Consider the following 20,485-nt stretch of genomic DNA (forward strand, 5'->3'; position numbering starts at 1 on the left):
GTCCCGCTTTCCGACCCGCCAACCCGCTCGTAGACTTGCGTGATAAGGCAGCCGACGGCTGCCCCGTAACTACACCTGCACCACCCCGACTCCAGCACGGAGTCGGACATGCGCCCGGGGAGGAATGCCGTGCCGCTCTCGGAGCACGAGCAGCGGCTGTTCGATCAGATCGAGCGGTCGCTTGCCGAGGACCCCAAGTTCGCCTCGGCTGTGCGGGCCAGCGACCCGCGTTTCCACGCACGGCGCCGGCTCCTCTTGGCCGCGTTCGTGATCGTCCTTGGTCTCGCCCTCGTCGTCTACGGGACCGTGAGCCGCAGCACCCCGCTCGGTGTGGCGGGCTTCGTCGTCATGCTGGGCTCAGCCGCGTTCGCGATGCAGTCGCGGCGCAAAGGCCAGGCACCCGACCTGAAATCGGTCGGCGGCACGGCGACACGGCGCACACGGCAGGGTCGCAAGGGCGGTCTGATCGACAGACTCGAGGACCGCTGGCGTCAACGCCCGGAGGGACATCGCTGACCCACTGAGTCGGCGTCACCGCGCCGGCTCCCGACGAACGGCGGCCGACCTCCGGCCGCCTTCGTCGTCTCACCATGCCGTTACCCAGCTTCTCCCACCGCTCCGCCGCTCCTTGCGCCAGGACCGTCCGTCCTTCCGTCCTTGCTTGCGCCGGGCCGGTTGCCTGCGCCGGGACCGTCCTTGCTTGCGCCGGGCCGGTTGCGTGCGCCGGACCGTCCTTGCCTGCGCCGGACCGTCCTTGCTTGCGCCGGATGCGGGGTGTCGCCAACCCGGCTGGCTCCCAGTGCTGCCTCCCGCGCGCCGAGACAACACTCACGCCCAGCCGGCTCGCCGCGGCTGGCTCTCAGCGGTGCCTTCGGCCTCGAAAACCACCGCTCACGTCCAGCCGGCTCGCTCGGCTGGTGCTCAGGGGTGCCTTGCGGCCCGAAAATCGCCGCTCACGTCCAGCCGGGCGGGTCCGGGTGGCTCGGCTGGTGCTCAGGGGTGTCTTGCGGCCCGGAAACCACCGCTGACGTCCAGCCGGCTCGCTCGGCTGGTGCTCAGGGGTGTCTTGCGGCCTGAAAAGCGCCGCTGACGTCCAGCCGGGTTGCTCGGCTGGTGGTCAGGGGTGGTTTGCGGTTTGAAAAGCGCCGCTCGCGGCCAGCTGGCCTGGGCTGGGCTGGGCTGGGCTGGGCCGGGCCGGGCCGGGTTGTGGAGGTGGGACGGGCTTGGGGTGAGCTTGACCACGACGTTCAGCCCGGCGGGGGCGCTGCGGCCTGGAGTGGGCAGTCAGGTCGCTGCGCGAGGGCAGGGCCCCGTGGTTTCGGCTTGAGCGCTTGTCTCGTACCAAAGCGCTTGTCTCGTATCAAAAGACTTTGATGTTCTGAAACGCACCGGGCCGGGCATCTGACGATGACCCGGCCCGGTTTGTGGCGATTTCAGCGAGCTCGGTTCAGTAGGCGGCGGGGGTTGAAGCGGCTCAGCGACTCCCGCAGGCGGCTTGCGGATTCGGCGGTGCGTGCCGACCACTCGGAGGTGGCCAGCCGCCAGTTCAGCAGGACCGACGGTGGTAGCAGTGTCGCGCGCAGCCTGGTCCGGAAGGTGGCGGAATGTGCCAGCCCGGACCGGACCCGCCCGAGCGCCGCGGTGAGTTCGGCGCCCTGCATCGGGCGGCGCGCATACCTGGCGCGTTCCTCGGCAGTGCCGAGCAGCGCCGCGGAGTCGGCGGCGTCGCCGGTCAGTTCGGTCTCCCGGACCAGCCGCTGTGCGGTGATGCGCGGCGTTTCCGTCGGATCCACCGGCACCTGGAAGTCGATCATCGTGTCGATGAGTTCGTCCCAGGCCGCGTGGGCGTCCGCCTTGGCGCGCACCGACTCGGTTGTCACGACGATGTCGGAGACCGAGCCGGCCTCGCCGGGATCACCCTGTGCGACCATGGCCGGTGCCGCCGGGCCGGTCGTGGCCGAGTGCCGCCGCCGGCGCAGCATCGCCCGGCGCATGGCCGGGATGAGCAGCACCAGGATGACCAGCACGATCCCGCCGGCGATCAGGAACGGCGTCCAGGATCCGCTGTCGGTGACCGTGCCGCCGCCGGCAGCCGAGTTGTTGCCGTCGTTGGCCTGGTCGGGGCGCTCCGGAGTGTTGGGTGCCGCCGACGAGTCGGCGCCCGGGGCGGTGGTCCCGGTCGAGGCGCTGGCGGTCGGCGCGGGCTGGTCGACGTTCTCCGCCCATGCCGTACGCGTGGACCCGAGCACTCCGGCGGCGGGTGTGGCGTCGAACGGCACCCAGCCGAAGCCCTCGAAGTAGACCTCGGTCCAGGCGTGCGCGTTGCGGTTGGTGATCTGGAAGGTGCCGTTGCCCTGCGAGGTGCCCTTGGTGAACCCGAACGCCACCCGGGACGGTATGCCCGCGGCGCGGACCATCCACGCCATCGCGGCCGCGTACTGCTGGCAGTAGCCGGACTTGTTCTGCAGGAAGGCGGCGATGTCCGAGGCGTTGCCGGTGTTCTGGGTCTGCAGGTCGTACTTGAAGCCGTTCTTCACCGAGAAGGACTCGTAGATCGCGGTGACCTTGTCGTAGTCGGTCGTCTCGCCGGCGACGAGCTCGGCGACCCGGCCCTCCACCGTCGCATCCCGCGGCGCCTCGGTGTACTTGCGGAGCGGGCTGTTCGGTGGCACCTCCGGCGCGCCGCGCAGCTGCGACTTCGTGTATTCCGGCCGCTGGAACGTGAACGAGTAGTTCTGGTTCCCCGTCGTCGTACGCCCGGAGAACAGCACCTGCTGGTTCGAGTCGTACGCCCACGTGCCGGACAGGTCCTGCACGTCGGTCGGGAACGTGTAGAGCGGCACCATGCTCTGCCGCAGCGCGTCGCTGATCTCCACCTCGGCCGTGTACTCGGTCAGCTCCGCCTCGGGCATGATCTGCCCCGGGTCGGGCAGCCCGCTGCGGGAGAGCGAGTTGCCCCGCGGCGACTCGTTGCCGAAGCCCTCGGTGGTCAGCACGTCGGCGACCGCGAACCGCAGGTAGAACGGCTCCGGGTCGGTGGTCTTCACGCGGATGATGTTGATCGTCGCGTTCTGGGTGAGCTGGCCGCTGAGCGCCGCGAACAGGTTGATCCGCCCGCCGCCGGCGCCACCACCGCCGACGCCGACCCCGCTGCCGCTCTGGGTCAGCTGGGAGAGCAGCCCGCCGGAGACGGTCGGCACCACGAGCGGCAGGAGCACCGCCACGAGCACGCCGACCACGCCGATCCGGCGGCCGGCCGCGGCGAGCGGTGACGGTTCCCAGACGTCGACGTCACGGCCGTCACCGGTGAAGCGGCGGCCGAAGCGGCGGACCCGGTCGACGTTGTCGGCAACCAGCAGCCACATGTAGCCGGCCGCGCCGATGACGAACGGGAGGACCGGCACGCTGTCGAGGTAGACGGCGACCGGGATCGAGTAGATGGCGAGCATCGGCAGCCCGGCGAGGGCCGGGCGGCGGAACACGGCGGTCAGCAGGTCGACCACGATGGCCACCGCGCCGATGCCGAGGACGGCGACGAAGTGCAGGCTGTCGCGGTCGGGAACGGGTACACCGTACGAGCGGGTGTCCTCGCCCGCCTGCCGGATCAGGTCCGCGAAGTGCGCGAACGTGGCCGGCTGCGGTATCAGGATCTCCTTGCCGCTCGGGAAGATCCAGGTGAGGGCGAGCGCCATCGCCACGACCATGCACACGACCTGTGCCCAGGTCGGGAACCGGAATGTTCGCGCGCCCACCGCGGCACCGGCGATGAAGAGGACGGTGAGCAGGCTCTGCAGCAGCCAGGTCCAGGATTCGAAGATCGCCGAGAGCGGCGCGGCGGCGAGCAGTGTGGCGGCCGCGGCGACCAGTCCGAGGCGCCGGCGGCCGGTCATCGGACCACCCCGCTCACGGTCTCGGCCATCGCCGCCCGGTAGGCGAAGCCCTGCGAACCCCGGCCCACCGAGGGCCAGAGGGCTGACAGGGTGTCGCCGTGCGACACGGGCAGTGACCGCCAGCCGCTGCGGACCAGGGACAGCGTGGCGGCGGCGTGCTCCTGGTCGGAGGTGTCACGGTCGCCGTCGGTCATCGGCACCCAGGTCGCGGTGTCGATCGCGAAGCCGACACAGCTGGCACCGTTGCCGCGCAGTTGGCTGAGCAGCTCGGCCTCGGCGACGGTCAGGGCGCCGAACAGGCCGATCACCAGGCCGCCGTCGGAGCGGCGGCGGACGTGCTCGACCAGGTTCGAGATGTCGCCGGTCGGCGAGAGCGTGACGTCGGCCAGGGTGTCCAGGATCAGGCCCTCGCCACCGGCCTCGGAGGCGTCGATGTCGACGCCCGAGCCGGTCACCAGCCGTAGCTTGTAGCCGGCGTGCCGCAGGTGGACCGCGATGCTGGCGGTCGCCGACACGGCCCACTCGAAGCTGGCGGTCGGGCCCTCACCACGATGTGCGTAGAGCCGGGTGTCGAGGACCACCGTGGCCCGGCTCTCCCAGGGCTGCTCCTCACGGCGGACCATCAGCTCACCGGTCCGCGCGGTCGAGCGCCAGTGCACCCGGCGCAGGTCGTCGCCGCGCCGGTACTCCCGGGTCGCCGCGTCGTCCTCGCCGTGCACCGCCACCGAACGGGCCCGGCTCTCGCCGGTGCCCGCGTACTCACCCGCGAGCCGGACCCGGGGGAGCGGGGCGACCTGCGGGATCACGGTGAGGCGGTCCACGCTGGGGAACGAGCGGGTCAGCTCACAGAGCCCGAACGGGTCGGTGAGCCGGACCATCAGCGGGCCGATCGGATAGCGGCCGCGGACGTCGGCCCGCACCGTGTACGCCACTGAGCTGGCCTGGTGCGCGCCGAGGCGCTCCAGCACCACCCGGGGACGGCTGCCCAGCGCGTAGGGCAGGCGGTCCTCCAGCAGCATGGTGCCGGTGGGCAGCCGGGACAGGTTCTGCAGGCGCAGGATCACCCGGGCGCTGGAGCCGACCGGTGCACGGCCCGGCTCCAGCGATCGGGTGCAGGCCAGTTTGTAGCGGCTGCGCCCCACGTACCAGGCGGCCAGCAGCGGCAACGCGGCCAGCAGCACCGCGACCCGGAGCAGGTCGCGTTCGCCGAGGATGAGCGCGGAGACCGCGGCGGCGATCGCCGCGGCCAGGAACGAGCGGCCGCGCGTGGTGAGTCCCCGCAGCGCCTCCCGCATGGTCACCGCCCCCGGGACTCGTACGAGGTGCGGCCGTCACGGGTGTCATACGGATTGCGGGTCCGGTCGTGCGGCAGCGGCAGCCGGTGCACGATCTCCGACACGATCGCATCCGTGGTACGCCGGTTGAGCTGGGCGTCCGCCGTCGGGATGATCCGGTGCGCGAGCACCGGCACCGCGAGCTGCTGGAGGTCGTCGGGAAGCACGTAGTCCCGGCCCTCGAGCGCGGCGACCGCCTTGGCCGTACGGATGAGCTGCAGGGTGCACCGCGGTGACGCGCCGAGCCGGATCTCGGGTGCCTCGCGGGTGGCCGTGACGAGCGCGATCGCATACTGCTGGACCACGTCGGCGGCGTGCACGTGGCGCACCGTGTCGATCAGCCGGCGGACCAGGGCGGCGTCGGCGACCGCGCGCAGGTCGTTGAGCGGGTCGTGGTCACCGTGCCCGCTGAGCATGGCCAGCTCGGCCCGGGGGTCCGGGTAACCCATCGCGATCCGGGCGGTGAACCGGTCCCGCTGCGCCTCGGGCAGCGGGTAGGTGCCCTCCATCTCGATCGGGTTCTGCGTCGCGACCACCATGAACGGCGCCTGCAGCTCATAGGTGGTGCCGTCGACGGTGACCTGCCGCTCCTCCATGCACTCCAGGAGGGCGGACTGGGTCTTCGGCGAGGCCCGGTTGATCTCGTCACCCACCACCAGGTTGGCGAAGACCGCGCCCGGCTTGAACTCGAAGTCGCGCGTCTCCTGGTTGTAGACGCTGACCCCGGTCACATCGCTGGGCAGCAGGTCGGGGGTGAACTGGATGCGCCGCACCGAACAGTCGATGGAGCGGGCGAGGGCCTTGGCCAGCTTCGTCTTGCCGACGCCCGGCACGTCCTCGATGAGCAGGTGCCCCTCGGCCAGCAGCACCGCGACCGCCAATCGCACCGTCGCGCTCTTGCCCTCGATGACCTGCTCGATGTTGGCCATGATGGCTTGCGTCGCGGCGGCGAACTCGGCGTTCGTCAGCGGGCCTGCAGGCTCGCCCCAGGTCGGCGTTGTCACGGGCCTCCTCCAAAATCGTGTATACCCCGATCAGGAGGAGATCACCCACCGTCAAGGGGTACCGAAGTTTGCGGGCGCCCAGCGGCCGTGGGCCTCCGGCACTCGCCGCCCGTCCCCACAGGTTAGCGCCGTCCGCAACCAACGCCGAACGGCCTGATCGACGAGATGTGATCACCGGACCGGTCGATCCGTGCCATCTTCTCGCACGGGTATACCGGTCGCCGAGCGTGACGGCCGCCGGGTATCATGCACCCATGGCTCGGTCCGTTCTGCTCCTTAGAAGGCCGTGCTGATCCGTTAGTTCGGACCAGGCACGGCGTCCCCTCCTGCGAGAGGGGCTTTTTTATGCCCCGAGAGCAGCGTCGACCCCGCCCGCATTGACTTCGACGAGATGGTGAAGATGAGCGAGACCGAGACCCCGCCGTTCCGTTACACCGCTGCCCTGGCCGGTGAGATCGAGCTGCGCTGGCAGGCCTACTGGGCTGAGAACGGGACGTTCCACGCACCCAACCCGGTCGGTGAGCTGGCCGACCCCGAGCACCCTCGCGCGGGTGCGCCCAAGCTGCACGTCCAGGACATGTTCCCGTACCCGTCGGGTGCGGGCCTGCACGTCGGGCACCCGCTGGGCTACATCGGCACCGACTGCTACACCCGCTATCAGCGGATGGCCGGCTACAACGTGCTGCACCCGATGGGCTTCGACGCGTTCGGCCTGCCCGCCGAGCAGTACGCGGTGCAGACCGGCACCCACCCGGCGGTCACCACGGCCGCCAACGTCGAGCGCTACCGGCAGCAGCTGCGCCGGCTGGGCCTGGCCTACGACGAGCGGCGCTCGTTCTCCACGACCGACCCGGAGTACTACCGCTGGACCCAGTGGATCTTCCTGCAGGTCTTCAACTCCTGGTTCGACCCGTCGGTGGGCAAGGCGCGCCCGATCAGCGAGCTGATCACGACGTTCGAGGCCGACCCCGAGTGGGCCGGCCTGAGCGCCGTGGAGAAGCGGAAGCGGATCGACGACCACCGCCTGGCGTACGTCTCCGAGGCACCGGTCAACTGGTGCCCCGGCCTGGGCACCGTGCTGGCCAACGAGGAGGTCACGCCGGACGGTCGCAGTGAGCGCGGCAACTTCCCGGTCTTCCAGCGCAGCCTGAAGCAGTGGATGATGCGGATCACCGCCTACGGCGACCGCCTGGTCGACGACCTGGACGCGCTGGACTGGCCCGAGCCGGTCAAGCTGATGCAGCGCAACTGGATCGGCCGGTCCCGCGGCGCCCACGTCGACTTCCCGGTGGCCGCGGGACAAGCGACAGAGAACATCCGGGTCTTCACCACCCGCCCGGACACGCTGTTCGGCGCCACCTACATGGTGCTGGCGCCGGAGCACGAGCTGGTCGAGCGCATCGTCCCCGCCGTCTGGCCGCGGGAGACGAAGGACGTATGGACCGGCGGGCACGCCACACCAGCCGAGGCGGTGGCCGCCTACCGCGCGACCTCGGCGGCCAAGACCGACGAGGAGCGGACCGCCGACGGCAAGGTGAAGACGGGCATCTTCACCGGCGCGTTCGCGGAGAACCCGGTCAACGGCGTACGCGTTCCGGTGTTCATCGCCGACTACGTGCTGGCCGGTTACGGCACCGGCGCGATCATGGCGGTGCCCGGGCAGGACGAGCGCGACTGGGCCTTTGCGGAGGTCTTTCAACTGCCGATCATCCGTACGGTCGAAGCGCCCGAGAATTTCGAGGGTGCCTTCACCGGTGAGGGCCCGGCGATCAACAGCGACTGGCTGGACGGCAAGGGTGTCGCCGAGGCCAAGGCCGCGATGATCACGTGGCTGGAGGAGAACGGCAAGGGCTCCGGCGCCACCACCTACCGCCTGCGGGACTGGCTGTTCAGCCGGCAGCGCTACTGGGGTGAGCCGTTCCCGATCGTCTACGACGAGACCGGCCTGCCGATCGCGCTGCCCGAGTCGATGCTGCCGGTCGAGCTGCCGGACGTGGACGACTTCTCACCGCGGACCTTCGACGCCGACGACGCGGACACCGAGCCGGAGACCCCGCTGTCCCGCAAGAAGGACTGGGTGCAGGTCGAGCTGGACCTGGGCGACGGCCCGAAGACCTACACCCGCGAGACCAACACGATGCCGCAGTGGGCCGGCTCCTGCTGGTACGAGCTGCGCTACCTGGACCCGCACAACGAGAAGGTGCTGGTCGACCCGGAGAACGAGGCCTACTGGATGGGCCCGCAGCGACCCGGCGACCCGGGTGGCGTCGACCTGTACGTCGGCGGTGTCGAGCATGCCGTTCTACACCTGCTGTACGCGCGGTTCTGGCACAAGGTGCTGTTCGACCTGGGGCACGTCTCGTCCTTCGAGCCGTTCCGCAAGCTGTTCAACCAGGGCTACATTCAGGCGTACGCGTTCCGCGACGCCCGGGGCGTCATCGTGCCCGCCGAGGAGGTCGTCGAGCGCGACGGCACGTACTTCCACGGCGACGTCGCGGTCACCCGGGAGTACGGCAAGATGGGCAAGTCGCTGAAGAACGTCGTCACCCCCGACGAGATGTGCGACCAGTACGGCGCCGACACGTTCCGGGTGTACGAGATGGCGATGGGCCCGCTGGACGTGTCCCGCCCGTGGGAGACCCGCGCGGTCGTCGGCTCGCAGCGCTTCCTGCAGCGTGCCTGGCGCCTGGTGGTCGACGAGGACTCCGGCTCGGTCCGGGTCACCGACGAGCCGCTGGACCCGAAGACCCGCAAGGTGCTGCACCGGATCATCGCGGGTGTCCGTGAGGACCTGAACGAGCTGCGGTTCAACACCGCGATCGCCAAGCTGATCGAACTGACGAACACGCTGACCCCGCTGCCGTCGGTGTCCCGCGAGGCGGTCGAGCCGCTGGTGCTGATGCTGTCGCCGTTCGCCCCGCACCTGGCCGAGGAGCTGTGGGGCAAGCTGGGGCACTCCGGGTCGCTGGCTTACGCGGGCTTCCCCGAGGCCGACCCGGCGCAGCTGGTCGCCGATTCGATCACCTATCCGGTCCAGGTCAACGGCAAGGTCCGAGGCCGGGTCGAGGTGGCGCCGGAGACCGGCGAGGCAGATGTACGGGCAGCCGCGCTGGCCGCCGTCGCCGACGTCCTGGCAGGCCGTGACCCGAAGAAGGTCATCGTGGTTCCCGGCCGCCTGGTCAGCGTCGTCATCTGAGCCGTCCGGCCTGCGGCCGCTGTCGTGCTCGGGGTGGCCCGGCTGTCGTCTTTGCGCCGGTTTGCGCCGGCGGTGAGGTCGCGGGAATGGCCCGTCATGTGGAAACGTGGCGGGCCATGTCCTACGACCTGATCGCGACCGAGTTCCTGGTCCGCGCGGACATCCTCGCCCCGGGCCTGGTGGAGGGCCTCTACCTGCAGGGTTCGGTGGCGCTCGGCGACTACCACCCCGGCGTCAGCGACATCGACTTCGTCGCGGTCACCCAGGACCCCGCCGATCCGGCACTGGTGCGGGAGATCCACCACGGGATGCCCCGCCGTCCCCACTTCGACGGCCTCTACGTCACCTGGGAAGACCTGCGGGCCGACCCCTCCACGGTGCCGCCCGGTCCTGCCGTCCACGAGAACCGGATACTGCCCTCCTCCCGGTTCGAACGCCACCTGGTGACCTGGCACGTGCTGGCCCAGGCCGGTGTTGCGCTGCGTGGCCCCGCCAAGCCGGAGATCTTCACCGACTGGCCCGCGCTGGCCGCCTCGACCCGGGAGAACCTGGAGTCCTACTGGCGGCCGTGGTCCCAGAGCATCCGCCGCCACCCCGGCAGCCTCACGTCGTGGGCCGTCTCCTGGGGTGTCCTGGGCGTCACCCGGCTGCGGCACTCCCTGGTCCTGGGCCGGGTCACCTCCAAGACGGAAGCGGGCCGTTACGCCCTCCGCAGCTATCCCGGCTGGGACCGCATCCTCGAAGAGGCTCTCCGGCTTCGTTGCGGCGGCGCTCCCCAGTACCGCAATCCGTTCCACCGCCGCACCGATTTTCTCGGGTACCTCGACTACGCCCTCCACCCCACCGCCCCACCAGACACCCCATTACTCCACTGACCCACCGCTCCCGCCCCGCCCGCCATCCGCGCTGCTCGCGCCATCCGCGCTGCTCGCGCCATCCGCGCTGCTCGCGCCATCCGCGCTGCTCGCGCCGCGCCATCCGCGCTGCTCGCGCCGCGCCGCGTCGCCCTTCCGCGATCTTGTGGACTTGCGGAGCAACGGTTGGCGCGATCTTCACAAGATCGCGGTGGAGGAGCGAAAGGAGGGGCCGGTGGCGAGTGGTCGGACTGTAGAACGGTGGGAACGACGAAGCCGGCGGCCCTCAGGGCTGCCGGCTTCGTGCGGGTTTGTGGGGTTCGGGCTGGGTCAGCAGGGGACTGCGGACGCGGCGGCTCCGGGCTGGGCGGCTGCGGAGGCGGGCTGCGGACGCGGCGGCTGCGATCAGGCGGCGGCTGCGACGGCGGCTGCAGAGGCGCGGCGGGAGGTGTAGCGCCAGCGGAGGACGATGGCGGTGGAGAGGGCGAAGCCGATGGCCGCGGGGGCGAGGGTGGCGGCGTTCATGTCGCCGGGGGCGGCCACGGCGGCGCCGATCACGGCGTAGGTGACCGTGGAGGGGATGGCGGCGATCGTGGTGCCGAGCAGGTAGCGCTTGCGGCAGACGCTCGTGGTGCCGTAGGCGTAGCCGACGAGGCCGAACGGGGCCAGCGGGAGGAAGCGCACCAGCAGGACGGCGGCCAGTCCCCGGCGGTTGAGCCAGCCGTCGAGGCGGTCGAGGCGGCTGCCGGCGCGGGCCTTCAGGGCGCCGCGGCCTGCCCAGCGGCCGGCGTAGTAGGTGGCGGTGGCCGCGATGATGGCGGCCGCGAGGGCTGCGATCGCACCGGTGGCGGCGCCCAGCAGGAGGCCGCACAGGAGGGTGATCGCGGTACGGGGTACCAGCACCGAGAGCAGCAGCCCGCCCACCACTGCCACGGCGGCGGGTGCGCCGGGGCCGAGGTTGTCGACGCTGGTGCCGATGTCGCGCAGAGGGAGCGTGGCGGCGGCTACCGCGAGGGCACCCACCACGACGCCGAGCATGCCGAACCGGGCGAGGCGGCGCTTCCAGCTGATCGGAGCGCCCTCCGCCCCAGCCGCAGCCTCGGGGGCCACAGCCTGGGGAGCTGTGGCGGATGGCGCAGCGTGAGCAACTGCCTGAGGGTCCGCGGAGTCAACGCCCCGCGGGGCGATCAGGATGTCGGTCATGCAGGCATACCGCCCCAACTGTCGTCGGTTCAGGTCAAGGTCTAGCGGGTCAGGCCGGGGTCGCGGCGGCGAGCCGTTCGCCCCTCAGCCGGTCGGGCCAGGTGTCGTCCAGGGGCGCAAGCCTATCCGCGCCGGTGGACCAGTTCAGTAGCAGATCGGCTATCGCTGGGTTGCGGGCGAGCGCCGGGCCGTGCGAGTAGGTGCCGAGGATCTTGCCTGCCCAGGCGCCTTCGGTCTGGCCGTCGTTGCCGACGCCGGCGGTGACCCGGGCCAGTGGTGCGGCGTGCTGGCCGAGATGCGTACGACCGCCGTGGTTCTCGAAGCCGGTGAGCGGCGGCAGCCCGAGCCGGGGGTCGATGTCGCCGCGCAACTCTCCGACGGCCCGGGTCTCGCCCCGGTCCGAGGAGATGTCGAGCAGGCCGAGCCCGGCGACTTTGGCCCCCTTGGCGAAGAACGAGTGACCGAAGAGTTGGTAACCGGCGCAGATCGCCAGCACGGCGGCACCCTGGTTGACCGCCCGGTGCACGCCGCCGTCGGCGATCAGGCGCTGCGCGGCGAGGGACTGGGGGCCGTCCTCGCCGCCGCCGATCAGATAGATGTCGGCGGTGGTGGGCATCTGCTGGTCGGAGCGGACCTCGTAGGTCTCGACCGGGATGCCGCGGGCCGCCGCCCGGTGCGCCAGGATCAGCAGGTTGCCCCGGTCACCGTAGGTGGACAGCAGGTCGGGGTAGATCCACACGATCCGCAGGGCCTCAGTTGACACGGTCCAACTCCGCTCGGATGTCCTGGAACGCCGTGTAGTTGGCGATCACTTCGAGGCGGCCGGGGGGTACGGCCCGCAACGCCTCGTCGAAACTGAGTACGTGCCGGAACGGCACCTGGTTCACCTCGAGCCGGACGGCGAGGTCATACGCACGGTCACCGGTGATCAGCACGGGGCGGGTGCGCAGCGGTGCGAAATCGACGTCCCACAGCCATGAGGTGTCCAGGCCGTCGGGGTCGCGTGCGTTGATGGAGAGCAGCGTAGGGGCATGATCAGCCATGTCGAACGCCTCCAGCCAGCTGGCCGGGTTCTTCGCGAGCAGCAGCCGGATGTTGCGCCCGTCCCGATCCACCTGTGCGTAACGGCCGGCGATCGACGTCACCCGGGAGAGGCGGGGGAGTGCCTCTATCGGGCGCACCCCGAACTCGGCCGCGACGGCGAGAGCGGTGGCCGCGTTGCCGACGTTGACGCGGCCCGGCAGCTGGAGTTTCACCATGTGCCAGTCGCCGCGCGGGTCGATCACGCCCTCCTCCTCGACCGTCCAGTTCGGCCGGGGGCGGCGCAGCGGGCAGCCGGCGCACCACCAGTCGCCGTTGGCCCGCTCGATCGGGTGGCCGCTCTCCGGGCAGACGAACGAGTCGTCGTGCCAGCGCTGGCCGGCGCTGAACCAGGTGACCTGCGGGCTGGTGCTCGCCGCCCAGACCACCATCGGGTCATCGGCGTTGGCGACCACCCGGATGTCGGGGTGGCCGGCGAGTGCCGCTTTCCACAGCTGCGCCATCATCGCCACCTCCTTCGCCCGGTCCAGCTGGTCGCGGGAGAGGTTGAGCAGCGCCACCACCCGGGGGTTCGTGGCGTCGATGACCTGAGCCAGGTAGTGCTCGTCGACCTCCAGCACGGCGAACGGGGTGTGCCCCTCCTTCGCCAGCGCCGAGGTGTGGCCGGTCGGCATGTTGGCGCCGAACGAGTTGGTGGCGACCCGGCCGAGATAACCGACAGCGGCCGCGGTGAGCCGCGTCGTGGTGGTCTTGCCGTTGGTGCCCGAGACGAGCGCCACGGCCCGGCCCGACGCGAGATGCTTGAGCAGGTCGGGGTCGATCTTGAGGCCGATCCAGCCACCGATCACCGAGCCGTCGCCGCGTCCCGCGGCCCTGGAGAGCGCCGCAGCGGTCTTCGACACGGAGGTCGCGACCTTGGCGATGAGAGGCAATTTCCCGTCCGTCACGCCAGCGAGGGTACCGGACGCGAAGGTTACGACCAGTTGCCAGACCATCAAGATCATCGCACGGTCGGTGTTTTGGCCGGTCCGGGCGTTTCGGTCATGTTGCGAGACGGGGCGAGACTATTTGTGTGTTCTGTTTCACCCGTAACCTTCTACCTTCTGTGCCCGAGTGACCGCATTGAGTAATGGCATTTGTCTCGCGGAGGTAACAAACTGGACATGACCGTTTATGCCAATTACTCAGGGTGACGATGCGCACGGTGACGATCACGCCCGGATTCAGGTAGCAAGGTTGGGCCGGGAGCAACCGCTCACCGGTCGCGCCGGACTGGTTCACGCCGAGCCCTGCCCCGTTCCGGACGGCGCGATCACCCCAAGCACGAAAGCATCAGGCATCAGGGGGCAGGGACGGGGAACCCAATATCGGTCCTCCCGCACCGCGGCATTCCGCGTGGTGCATTGGGGGACCTCGGGGTGAAGCCGCTTCGGCGGCCGGGCAACCTTCCCGCCCGAACCCGACAGCTAACCTCGCAGGCGTGCCGGAGGGAATTCTCTACCGTGCACGAACACAGTTCGCGCCGGGGCCGTCGCATGTCCGTCGGTACCGGCACTGTCGCACTGTCTCTGGGTCTCTGCCTCTGCGCCGGTCAGTTGGTGGCCACTTCGGCCGCTTCTGCCGCCGCTCCCACCCCGGTGGCCGCGGCCGCCGCGGTGAAGGTCACGCCCAAGCTGGCCGCTACCAAGGTCAGCACCCGGAGCCTGAAGTGGGGCTCCACCCTCAAGGTCACCGCCAAGGTGATCGACCCGCGTACCGGCAAGATCGCCAAGGGCACGGTCCGGCTCCAGGGCTACAGCAAGGGCGCCTGGCGGACGTGGGACACCGAGACCGTTCGCAACCAGAACGGGACGGTCACGCTCAGCGCGAAGCCCCAGGCGACCGCGTGGACCCGGACGATCTTCACCGGGAACGGCTTCAACCAGGTGACCACCAATAAGATCAAGGTCTCCGTGAAGGCCAGCGGCGCCAAGGTTCTCGCCGAGGCCAAGAAGCACAAGGGCGCGCTGTACAAGTTCGGCGCGTCCGGGCCGAAGCGTTTCGACTGCTCCGGCTTCACCAAGTACGTCTACAAGAAGGCAGCGGGCAAGAAGCTGCCGCACAAGGCGAACTCGCAGCAGCGGTACGGCAAGTCGGTCGCCAAGAGCAACAAGAGGGTCGGCGACCTGATCGTCTTCCGCAACGGGTCCTACGGCTACCACGCCGGGATCTACGCCGGAAACGGCTACGTGTACGACTCGCCGCACACCGGTGCCCGGGTCGGCAAGCACAAGATCTGGAACAAGAACTATGTGGTACGCCGCCTCGTCGCCTGATTCGGCGCGCGTGGCAAGCACGTAGTAAGCAAGCACGTAGTAAGCAAGCACGTAGTAAGCAAGCACGTAGTAAGCAAGCACGTAGTAAGCAAGCACGTAGTAAGTAGGACAGCGCACGTAGTAGGACATGAGCACAGCGCACCTAAGTAAGTAAGGTGTAGCGCGACGGTGTGGTGGCATCGTCCGCTGAGCAAGAATCGACGCCTGTGGGGCGTGACCCGAGTCCGGGTCACGCCCCACAGGCGTTCCTGCGTTCGGCGGTCCGCCGGCCCCACTTTCCTCCCCGCGACCCTCCCCGAGGCCCCCACTTTCCTCCCCGGCGGGCGAAAAACGGTCCGCGAAGCCCGGAATCGGCGGACTTTTCGGCCCTCGTGCGCCCGATGTCGGAAACCGGACCTCGTTGATCATGCTCTGACCCTCCACTGCGCCCCACCGCCCTTGAACTGGGCTTTCGTCCGCGAAAACGGCTCGCGAGCGTTCGCTTTCGGGTTGCAGGTGGAGGGAAGTGGAGTAGAGTGGAGCGCAGTGGCAGGGCAAGGAAGTTCACCGAGGCCTGCCGGCCCGAGTTGACAGGCGGACCGTCTCCACCGCGAAGGAGCGGGCGCCACGGCAAGGGGGGAAGGGCCGATGTTCCTCGGCACGCACACCCCGCGCCTCGACGAGAAGGGCCGGCTGATCCTTCCGGCGAAATTCCGTGATGAGCTGGCGGGAGGTGTCGTGATCACCAAGGGGCAGGAGCGCTGTCTTTATGTGTTCCCGATGCCGGAATTCCAGCGCATCGCCGGTCAGCTGCGTGAGGCGCCGGTGACGAACAAGGCCGCCCGGGCTTACAGCCGGGTGTTCTTCGCCAGCGCGCACGACGAGGTTCCCGACAAGCAGGGCCGGGTCACCATCCCGGCGCACTTGCGGGATTACGCGAGCCTCGGGCGCGACCTCGTGGTGATCGGAGCCAGCACCCGGGTCGAGATCTGGGACAAGCAGTCCTGGGACGACTACCTCTCGGCCAGCGAGGAAGACTTCGCTGACATCGAGGAGGGGGTGCTGCCCGGCGGACTGTAGGGCGTGGCACCTCGGTGGGCCGCCGGCGCGGCCCGGACGCCACTGCCGCCGTACTGCGAGATCTCCAGCCGCTCCCGCTCCTGGCGCCTCTTCCCCGGCGCCAGGCGCGTGTCCGGGGCCGGGCAAGTCCGGGCCGGGACATGAGCGGATGGGGATCTGGCGGTACGGATGGGCGGCCGGGCCGGTACGGCAGGGAAACAACCGGGTGAGACGCATCAAGTGGGGCAGTGGGGGTCGTCATGGGGGAGCCGCGGGGCATACACGTTCCGGTGCTGCTCGAGCGTTGCCTCGAGCTGCTCGGTCCCGCCCTCGCCCTGCCGGGTTGCGTCCACGTCGACTTCACGCTCGGGCTGGGCGGGCACGCCGAGGCGGTGCTGGAGCGGTTCCCTGACGTGGTCCTGATCGGACTCGACCGGGACACCGAGGCACTCGCGCACTCACGGCACCGGCTGGCCCGCTTCGAGGACCGCGTCCACCTGGTGCACGCGGTCTACCACGAGTTGCCGCGGGTGCTCGGCGAGCTCGGCATCCCGGCGATCCACAGCGGACTGTTCGACCTCGGGGTCTCCTCGTTGCAGCTGGACGAGGCGGATCGCGGCTTCGCGTACTCGCAGGACGCGCCGCTGGACATGCGGATGGACCAGTCCCGCGGCGCGACGGCCGAGGAGGTCGTCAACTCGTACGAGCCGGGTGAGCTGGTTCGGATCCTCCGGCAGTACGGCGAGGAGAAGTTCGCGCCGCGGGTCGTCTCGGCGATCGTGCGGGAGCGGGCGAAGGGCCGGATCACCTCGACGGCGCGGCTCGCCGAGCTGGTGAAGGACGCTATACCAGCCGCCGCGCGCCGAACGGGTGGAAATCCCGCAAAAAGGACGTTTCAGGCACTACGCATTGAGGTGAACGGCGAGCTCGAGGTCCTCGAGTCAGCGGTTCCGCATGCTTTGGACGCTCTGGCGCCCAAGGGGCGACTTGTGGTGATGAGTTATCAATCACTGGAGGACCGGATCGTCAAGCGCGCGCTCACCGCGAGGTCGCGCAGCACCGGGCCGATCGACCTGCCGGTCGAGCTGCCCGGAACCGGTCCGACGCTGCGGCTGCTCACCAGGGGATCCGAGCCGCCCAGCGAGGCGGAGGTGGCGGAGAACCCGAGGGCGGCCTCGGTGAAGCTCCGCGCGGTGGAACGGATCGGCGAAGAGCGGATCGGCGAAGAGCAGGGACAGGCGTTCAACCGGGCATCGGGGGCCGGCCGCGAACGGCCCCGGGTGTCGGGGCCCGCGCGGGAGGGGAAACCGGAGCAGCCCCGGGAGACAACGCGTGGGGGACGAGGGCGGTTACGCCCGGGGGCGACTCAGCAGGGGGAGGGATGAGCATGAGCGAGCGTTACGACGCGCCGCGGTCGGGGGGCCGAGCGGCGCAGTCGCGTAACACCGGGGGCGGCCGCGATGCGCAGAGCGGGGAAGCGGGCGCCCGGGGGACTGGTGCTCGGGGAAAGAGCGCTCGGGGAGCTGGTGCACAGGAGGCGAGCGCCCGGGGGACTGGCGCTCGGGTGACTGGCGCCCGGGGGGCGCGTCAGTCGGCGGGCCGGGCCGACACGCGCCGGTCAGGGATGCGGAGTGACGAGACCGGGCCGGTGGAGGGTACCGCCGCGCTGGCGCTCGAGGTCAGCGATCTGCGGGTCACCGCCGACACTCCGCGGCCGGGGGATCGGCCGAAGCTGTGGGTGGCGCCGCCGCTGCCGATCCGGGCACCGCGGGCGACCTTCGCCGCGGCCGTGATCGCCGTGGTGCTCATCGGTGTGCTCGGCATCCTCTTCATCAACACCAAGACGATGGAGCAGTCCTTCCGCCTGAACGCTCTGCGCAAGGAGAAGGCCGCTCTCGACAAGCAGCACCAGAGCCTGCAGCAGCAGCTCATCCAGGCGTCCAACCCGGGCAACCTGCATGCCGCGGCGCGCCGGCTCGGCCTGGTGATCGCGGACGCGCCCGCCATGATCCGGCTGCCGGACGGGAAGATCGTCCGCCCGCCGACGCCGGGTCGTGGCAAGGTCGCGGTGACCGCCCAGGATTACCTGAGTGCCACCGTGTCGCCGTCCGCGGGTACCGGGCAGTAGGCCGCCGTGGCGCCGCGAGCCGACGACGATCCGCGCCGGGGGACGACACCCCGGCGCGGTTCCGCGCGTGATCTGCCCGGAGAGCGCGACCGTCACGGAGAGCGCGACCGTCACGGAAAGCGTGATCTGCCCGGGCAGCGGGACCTTCCGGGGCAGCGTGATCTTCCCGAGCAGGGTGAGCAGGACGAGCGTGAGGACGGGGCGGGACGGCGTGGGCGGTCCAGCATCGGGGATGCACGTGCCTACACCCCGCGGGGCAGGACCGTCGCGGAGCGGGGGCGGCTGCCGCGGTCCGGGCGCACCACTGATCCGTTCCGGCCGGCACTGCAGGTCCTCGACGGCGGTGAGACCGGTCAGCGGTCCCGCGGGCGGGGCGGGCGCGGCGCGGAGCCGGCCGACGGCGCTGAGACGCGCAAGCAGAGCGAGAACAAGGACACCAGCGAGCGGACCCGAGGGCGGAGCGCGCCCGAGGAGCCTTCCAAGCCCTCATCGCGCACGCGAGAGCCGGACCGCGGGCGCCCTTCTGCCGCCGGTGACGGGAGGGGGACGTCTTTCCGGAAGGGTGGCGGCGCTTCTCGTACCGAAAAGGGATCAGACGGACCACGGCGGAGCGCAACCGGCCGCACGGACCGCAAGCCCGAAAGACAGCGGCCGGAACGACGGCCAATCCCCGCTGAGCCGCCGAAGCTCGCCAACAGCACGCGGCGTTTGCGTTTGGGGACCGTGCTGGCGCTGTCGCTGTTCGTGACGATCGGTGTGCGGCTGGTCGTGTTGCAGGTGGCCACCTCGCCGGCGGAGGCGCACAGCCTGATGGAGCTGCGCGAGAAGCGGCTGAGCACGGTGAAGCTACCGGCGCCGCGCGGCAGCATCCTGGACCGGGACGGCAACGTCCTCGCGCACAGTGTCGAGGCGCGCTATGTGTCGGCCGACCCGGAGAACGTCAGGCTCCAGCAGAACATCCCGGCCATCGCGAACCGGCTCGCGCCGCTGCTGACCGTCGCGCGGTCCGAGCTCGAAGCGAACATGAAGCGCAAGAAGGTGCTGGGTGGGTGGACGCAGTTCCGCTACCTGGCGCGTGGTGTCGACGTGGCCACCGCCGACGAGATCGAGGCGATGAACCTGCCGGGCATCAACACGCACAGCGATGAGCGGCGTGATGTGCCGGGCAAGGATCTGGCCGCGAACCTGATCGGTTTCACCGGCGACGACCACCACGGCCTGGAGGGCCTGGAGGCGCGCTACGACGACCTGCTGCACGGCACCGACGGCAAGCGGGTCTTCGAGATCGGCCGGGGCAACCTGAACGCGCCGATCCCCGGCGGGTACGAGCGGGAGACGGCCGCGAAGCCGGGCAACTCGCTGAAGCTGACCATCGACCGCAACCTGCAGTACAAGGTGCAGCAGATCCTCGACGCCGAGGCGGAGCAGCGCAACGCCGGCATCGCCGGTGCGGTGGTGCTCGACGCGAAGACCGGTGAGGTGCTGGCGCAGGCGAGCTATCCGGCCTACAGCGCGGCCGAGCCGGACAAGGCGGACGCGGAGGACCGGGCCGACGTGCCGACCAGCGTCGTCACCGACCCGGGGTCGACGCACAAGGCGTTCATCTTCGGTGCCGCGCTCCAGGAGGGGCTGATCACGCCCGAGTCGACGCTGACGATCGGGCCGGCCATCGAGCTGGGCGGTACGCCGTTCACGGACACCCACCCGCAGGACAAGGGCACCGAGATGACGATGCCCGGGCTGCTCGCGTACTCCTCCAACGTCGGCACCATCCTGATCGGGAAGATGCTCGGCAAGGAGAAGATCTACGAGTACCAGCAGAAGTTCGGGCTTGGTACGGCGACCGGGGTGGGCACGCTCTACGAGGCCGACGGTCAGCTGCTCAAGCCTGAGGACTGGAGCGGTTCGGCGCCGGGTTCGGTGCCGATCGGGCACAGCGTCTCGGCCACGCTGATGCAGATGGCCGCCGGGTACAACGCGATCGCCAACGACGGCACCTGGATCCAGCCGCACCTGGTCAAGGAGACCATCTCCGGCGAGACCGGCAAGGTGACCCCGGCCCCCGCGCCGGTGACGCGCAAGGTCCTCGATCCGGGTATCGCCGCGCAGCTGCGGACGATGATGGAGGCCGTGGTGGACGTCAAGGGCGGCACCGGTGGCGCGGCGGCGGTGGGCGGTTACCGGGTGGCGGGCAAGACCGGCACCGGCGCGATGCTCATCGACGGGCAGTACACCAGCCACAACGCCAGCTCCTTCGTCGGCATGGCACCGGCCGAGGACCCGCGGTTCGTGATCGCCGTGTCGATGGACGTCTCCAGCGGCGGCGGCGGTGTCGTGGCGGCACCCGCATTCAGCCAGATGATGTCCTACGCACTGCTTCACTACCGTGTGCCACCATCCGGTACGAAGCCGCCCAACTTCAAGATCCATCCATGAAGTCGAGCCGCATGGCGTTGACAGCAACCGGGGCGGCTAGGGGTAG

14 protein-coding genes and 1 riboswitch are annotated in these 20,485 nt (G+C 70.2%); of the genes, 8 read left to right on the forward strand and 6 right to left on the reverse strand.

What is annotated here, in order from left to right; all coding sequences use genetic code 11:
- Positions 1-129 precede the first annotated feature (129 nt).
- A complete protein-coding gene (locus ACFQV6_RS28895) occupies positions 130-516 on the forward strand; it encodes a DUF3040 domain-containing protein (protein WP_378030760.1) in 387 nt (128 codons plus the stop codon).
- A gap of 917 nt (positions 517-1,433) precedes the next feature.
- Here the strand turns inward: ACFQV6_RS28895 and ACFQV6_RS28900 are convergent.
- The 3 genes from ACFQV6_RS28900 to ACFQV6_RS28910 are packed head-to-tail and all read right to left on the reverse strand — an operon-like array spanning position 1,434 to position 6,228.
- Positions 1,434-3,890, reverse strand: coding sequence for a DUF3488 and DUF4129 domain-containing transglutaminase family protein (locus tag ACFQV6_RS28900; RefSeq protein ID WP_378030761.1), 2,457 nt, complete (start codon positions 3,888-3,890; stop codon positions 1,434-1,436).
- Positions 3,887-5,185 (reverse strand): DUF58 domain-containing protein, encoded by a 1,299-nt coding sequence (locus tag ACFQV6_RS28905; protein WP_378030843.1) that lies wholly within the window; start codon positions 5,183-5,185, stop codon positions 3,887-3,889. Before ACFQV6_RS28905 ends, ACFQV6_RS28900 begins: the two co-directional genes overlap by 4 nt.
- Positions 5,186-5,187: 2 nt before the next feature.
- Positions 5,188-6,228, reverse strand: coding sequence for an AAA family ATPase (locus ACFQV6_RS28910; protein WP_378030762.1), 1,041 nt, complete (start codon positions 6,226-6,228; stop codon positions 5,188-5,190).
- A 391-nt stretch (positions 6,229-6,619) separates the two neighbouring features.
- Here ACFQV6_RS28910 and leuS point away from each other — a divergent pair, with 391 nt between their 5' ends.
- Together leuS and ACFQV6_RS28920 are read left to right on the forward strand one after the other, a co-directional pair.
- The gene (leuS, locus tag ACFQV6_RS28915) at positions 6,620-9,424 is read left to right on the forward strand and encodes a leucine--tRNA ligase (protein ID WP_378030763.1); all 2,805 of its coding nucleotides are present in this window, start codon (positions 6,620-6,622) and stop codon (positions 9,422-9,424) included.
- A 116-nt stretch (positions 9,425-9,540) separates the two neighbouring features.
- Positions 9,541-10,299 carry a nucleotidyltransferase domain-containing protein gene (locus ACFQV6_RS28920; RefSeq protein ID WP_378030764.1) on the forward strand — a complete coding sequence of 253 codons (759 nt, stop codon included), beginning with the start codon at positions 9,541-9,543 and terminating at the stop codon, positions 10,297-10,299.
- A 384-nt stretch (positions 10,300-10,683) separates the two neighbouring features.
- Here the strand turns inward: ACFQV6_RS28920 and ACFQV6_RS28925 are convergent, their stop codons facing one another.
- The 3 genes from ACFQV6_RS28925 to ACFQV6_RS28935 all read right to left on the reverse strand — a co-directional run bounded on the left by ACFQV6_RS28925 (position 10,684) and on the right by ACFQV6_RS28935 (position 13,454).
- Positions 10,684-11,388 carry a TVP38/TMEM64 family protein gene (locus ACFQV6_RS28925; RefSeq protein WP_378030765.1) on the reverse strand — a complete coding sequence of 235 codons (705 nt, stop codon included), beginning with the start codon at positions 11,386-11,388 and terminating at the stop codon, positions 10,684-10,686.
- A 142-nt stretch (positions 11,389-11,530) separates the two neighbouring features.
- The gene (locus ACFQV6_RS28930) at positions 11,531-12,244 is read right to left on the reverse strand and encodes a type 1 glutamine amidotransferase (protein ID WP_378030766.1); all 714 of its coding nucleotides are present in this window, start codon (positions 12,242-12,244) and stop codon (positions 11,531-11,533) included.
- Positions 12,234-13,454, reverse strand: a complete 1,221-nt coding sequence (locus ACFQV6_RS28935) for a MurT ligase domain-containing protein (RefSeq protein ID WP_378030844.1) — start codon at positions 13,452-13,454, stop codon at positions 12,234-12,236. Before ACFQV6_RS28935 ends, ACFQV6_RS28930 begins: the two co-directional genes overlap by 11 nt.
- A 388-nt stretch (positions 13,455-13,842) precedes the next feature.
- Positions 13,843-14,018: riboswitch (cyclic di-AMP (ydaO/yuaA leader) on the forward strand.
- Positions 14,019-14,057: 39 nt separating this feature from the next.
- Between ACFQV6_RS28935 and ACFQV6_RS28940 the strand changes: the two genes are divergently transcribed.
- From ACFQV6_RS28940 to ACFQV6_RS28960, 5 genes are all read left to right on the forward strand, one after another.
- Positions 14,058-14,837 carry a C40 family peptidase gene (locus ACFQV6_RS28940; protein WP_378030767.1) on the forward strand — a complete coding sequence of 260 codons (780 nt, stop codon included), beginning with the start codon at positions 14,058-14,060 and terminating at the stop codon, positions 14,835-14,837.
- Between the two features lie 627 nt (positions 14,838-15,464).
- Positions 15,465-15,896, forward strand: coding sequence for a division/cell wall cluster transcriptional repressor MraZ (gene mraZ, locus ACFQV6_RS28945; protein ID WP_364227124.1), 432 nt, complete (start codon positions 15,465-15,467; stop codon positions 15,894-15,896).
- 239 nt (positions 15,897-16,135) lie between these two features.
- Entirely contained in the window at positions 16,136-17,260 is a 1,125-nt protein-coding gene (rsmH, locus tag ACFQV6_RS28950; RefSeq protein ID WP_378030768.1) for a 16S rRNA (cytosine(1402)-N(4))-methyltransferase RsmH, read from the forward strand.
- A gap of 239 nt (positions 17,261-17,499) precedes the next feature.
- Entirely contained in the window at positions 17,500-18,003 is a 504-nt protein-coding gene (locus ACFQV6_RS28955; protein WP_378030769.1) for a hypothetical protein, read from the forward strand.
- 126 nt (positions 18,004-18,129) lie between these two features.
- Complete coding sequence (locus tag ACFQV6_RS28960) at positions 18,130-20,439, forward strand: penicillin-binding transpeptidase domain-containing protein (RefSeq protein ID WP_378030845.1); 2,310 nt, start codon at positions 18,130-18,132, stop codon at positions 20,437-20,439.
- Positions 20,440-20,485: the final 46 nt, after the last annotated feature.

The organism is Actinoplanes sp. GCM10030250, assembly GCF_042666575.1.
In the GTDB taxonomy this organism is placed as follows: domain Bacteria; phylum Actinomycetota; class Actinomycetes; order Mycobacteriales; family Micromonosporaceae; genus Actinoplanes.

Excerpts from the sequence above, each read along its gene's own strand:
- ACFQV6_RS28900 (WP_378030761.1), bottom strand. The coding sequence starts at position 3,890 with ATGACCGGCCGCCGGCGCCTCGGACTGGTCGCCGCGGCCGCCACACTG.
- ACFQV6_RS28905 (WP_378030843.1), bottom strand. The coding sequence starts at position 5,185 with ATGCGGGAGGCGCTGCGGGGACTCACCACGCGCGGCCGCTCGTTCCTG.
- leuS (WP_378030763.1), top strand. The coding sequence starts at position 6,620 with ATGGTGAAGATGAGCGAGACCGAGACCCCGCCGTTCCGTTACACCGCT.
- ACFQV6_RS28920 (WP_378030764.1), top strand. The coding sequence starts at position 9,541 with ATGTCCTACGACCTGATCGCGACCGAGTTCCTGGTCCGCGCGGACATC.
- ACFQV6_RS28940 (WP_378030767.1), top strand. The coding sequence starts at position 14,058 with ATGTCCGTCGGTACCGGCACTGTCGCACTGTCTCTGGGTCTCTGCCTC.
- mraZ (WP_364227124.1), top strand. The coding sequence starts at position 15,465 with ATGTTCCTCGGCACGCACACCCCGCGCCTCGACGAGAAGGGCCGGCTG.
- rsmH (WP_378030768.1), top strand. The coding sequence starts at position 16,136 with ATGGGGGAGCCGCGGGGCATACACGTTCCGGTGCTGCTCGAGCGTTGC.
- ACFQV6_RS28955 (WP_378030769.1), top strand. The coding sequence starts at position 17,500 with ATGCGGAGTGACGAGACCGGGCCGGTGGAGGGTACCGCCGCGCTGGCG.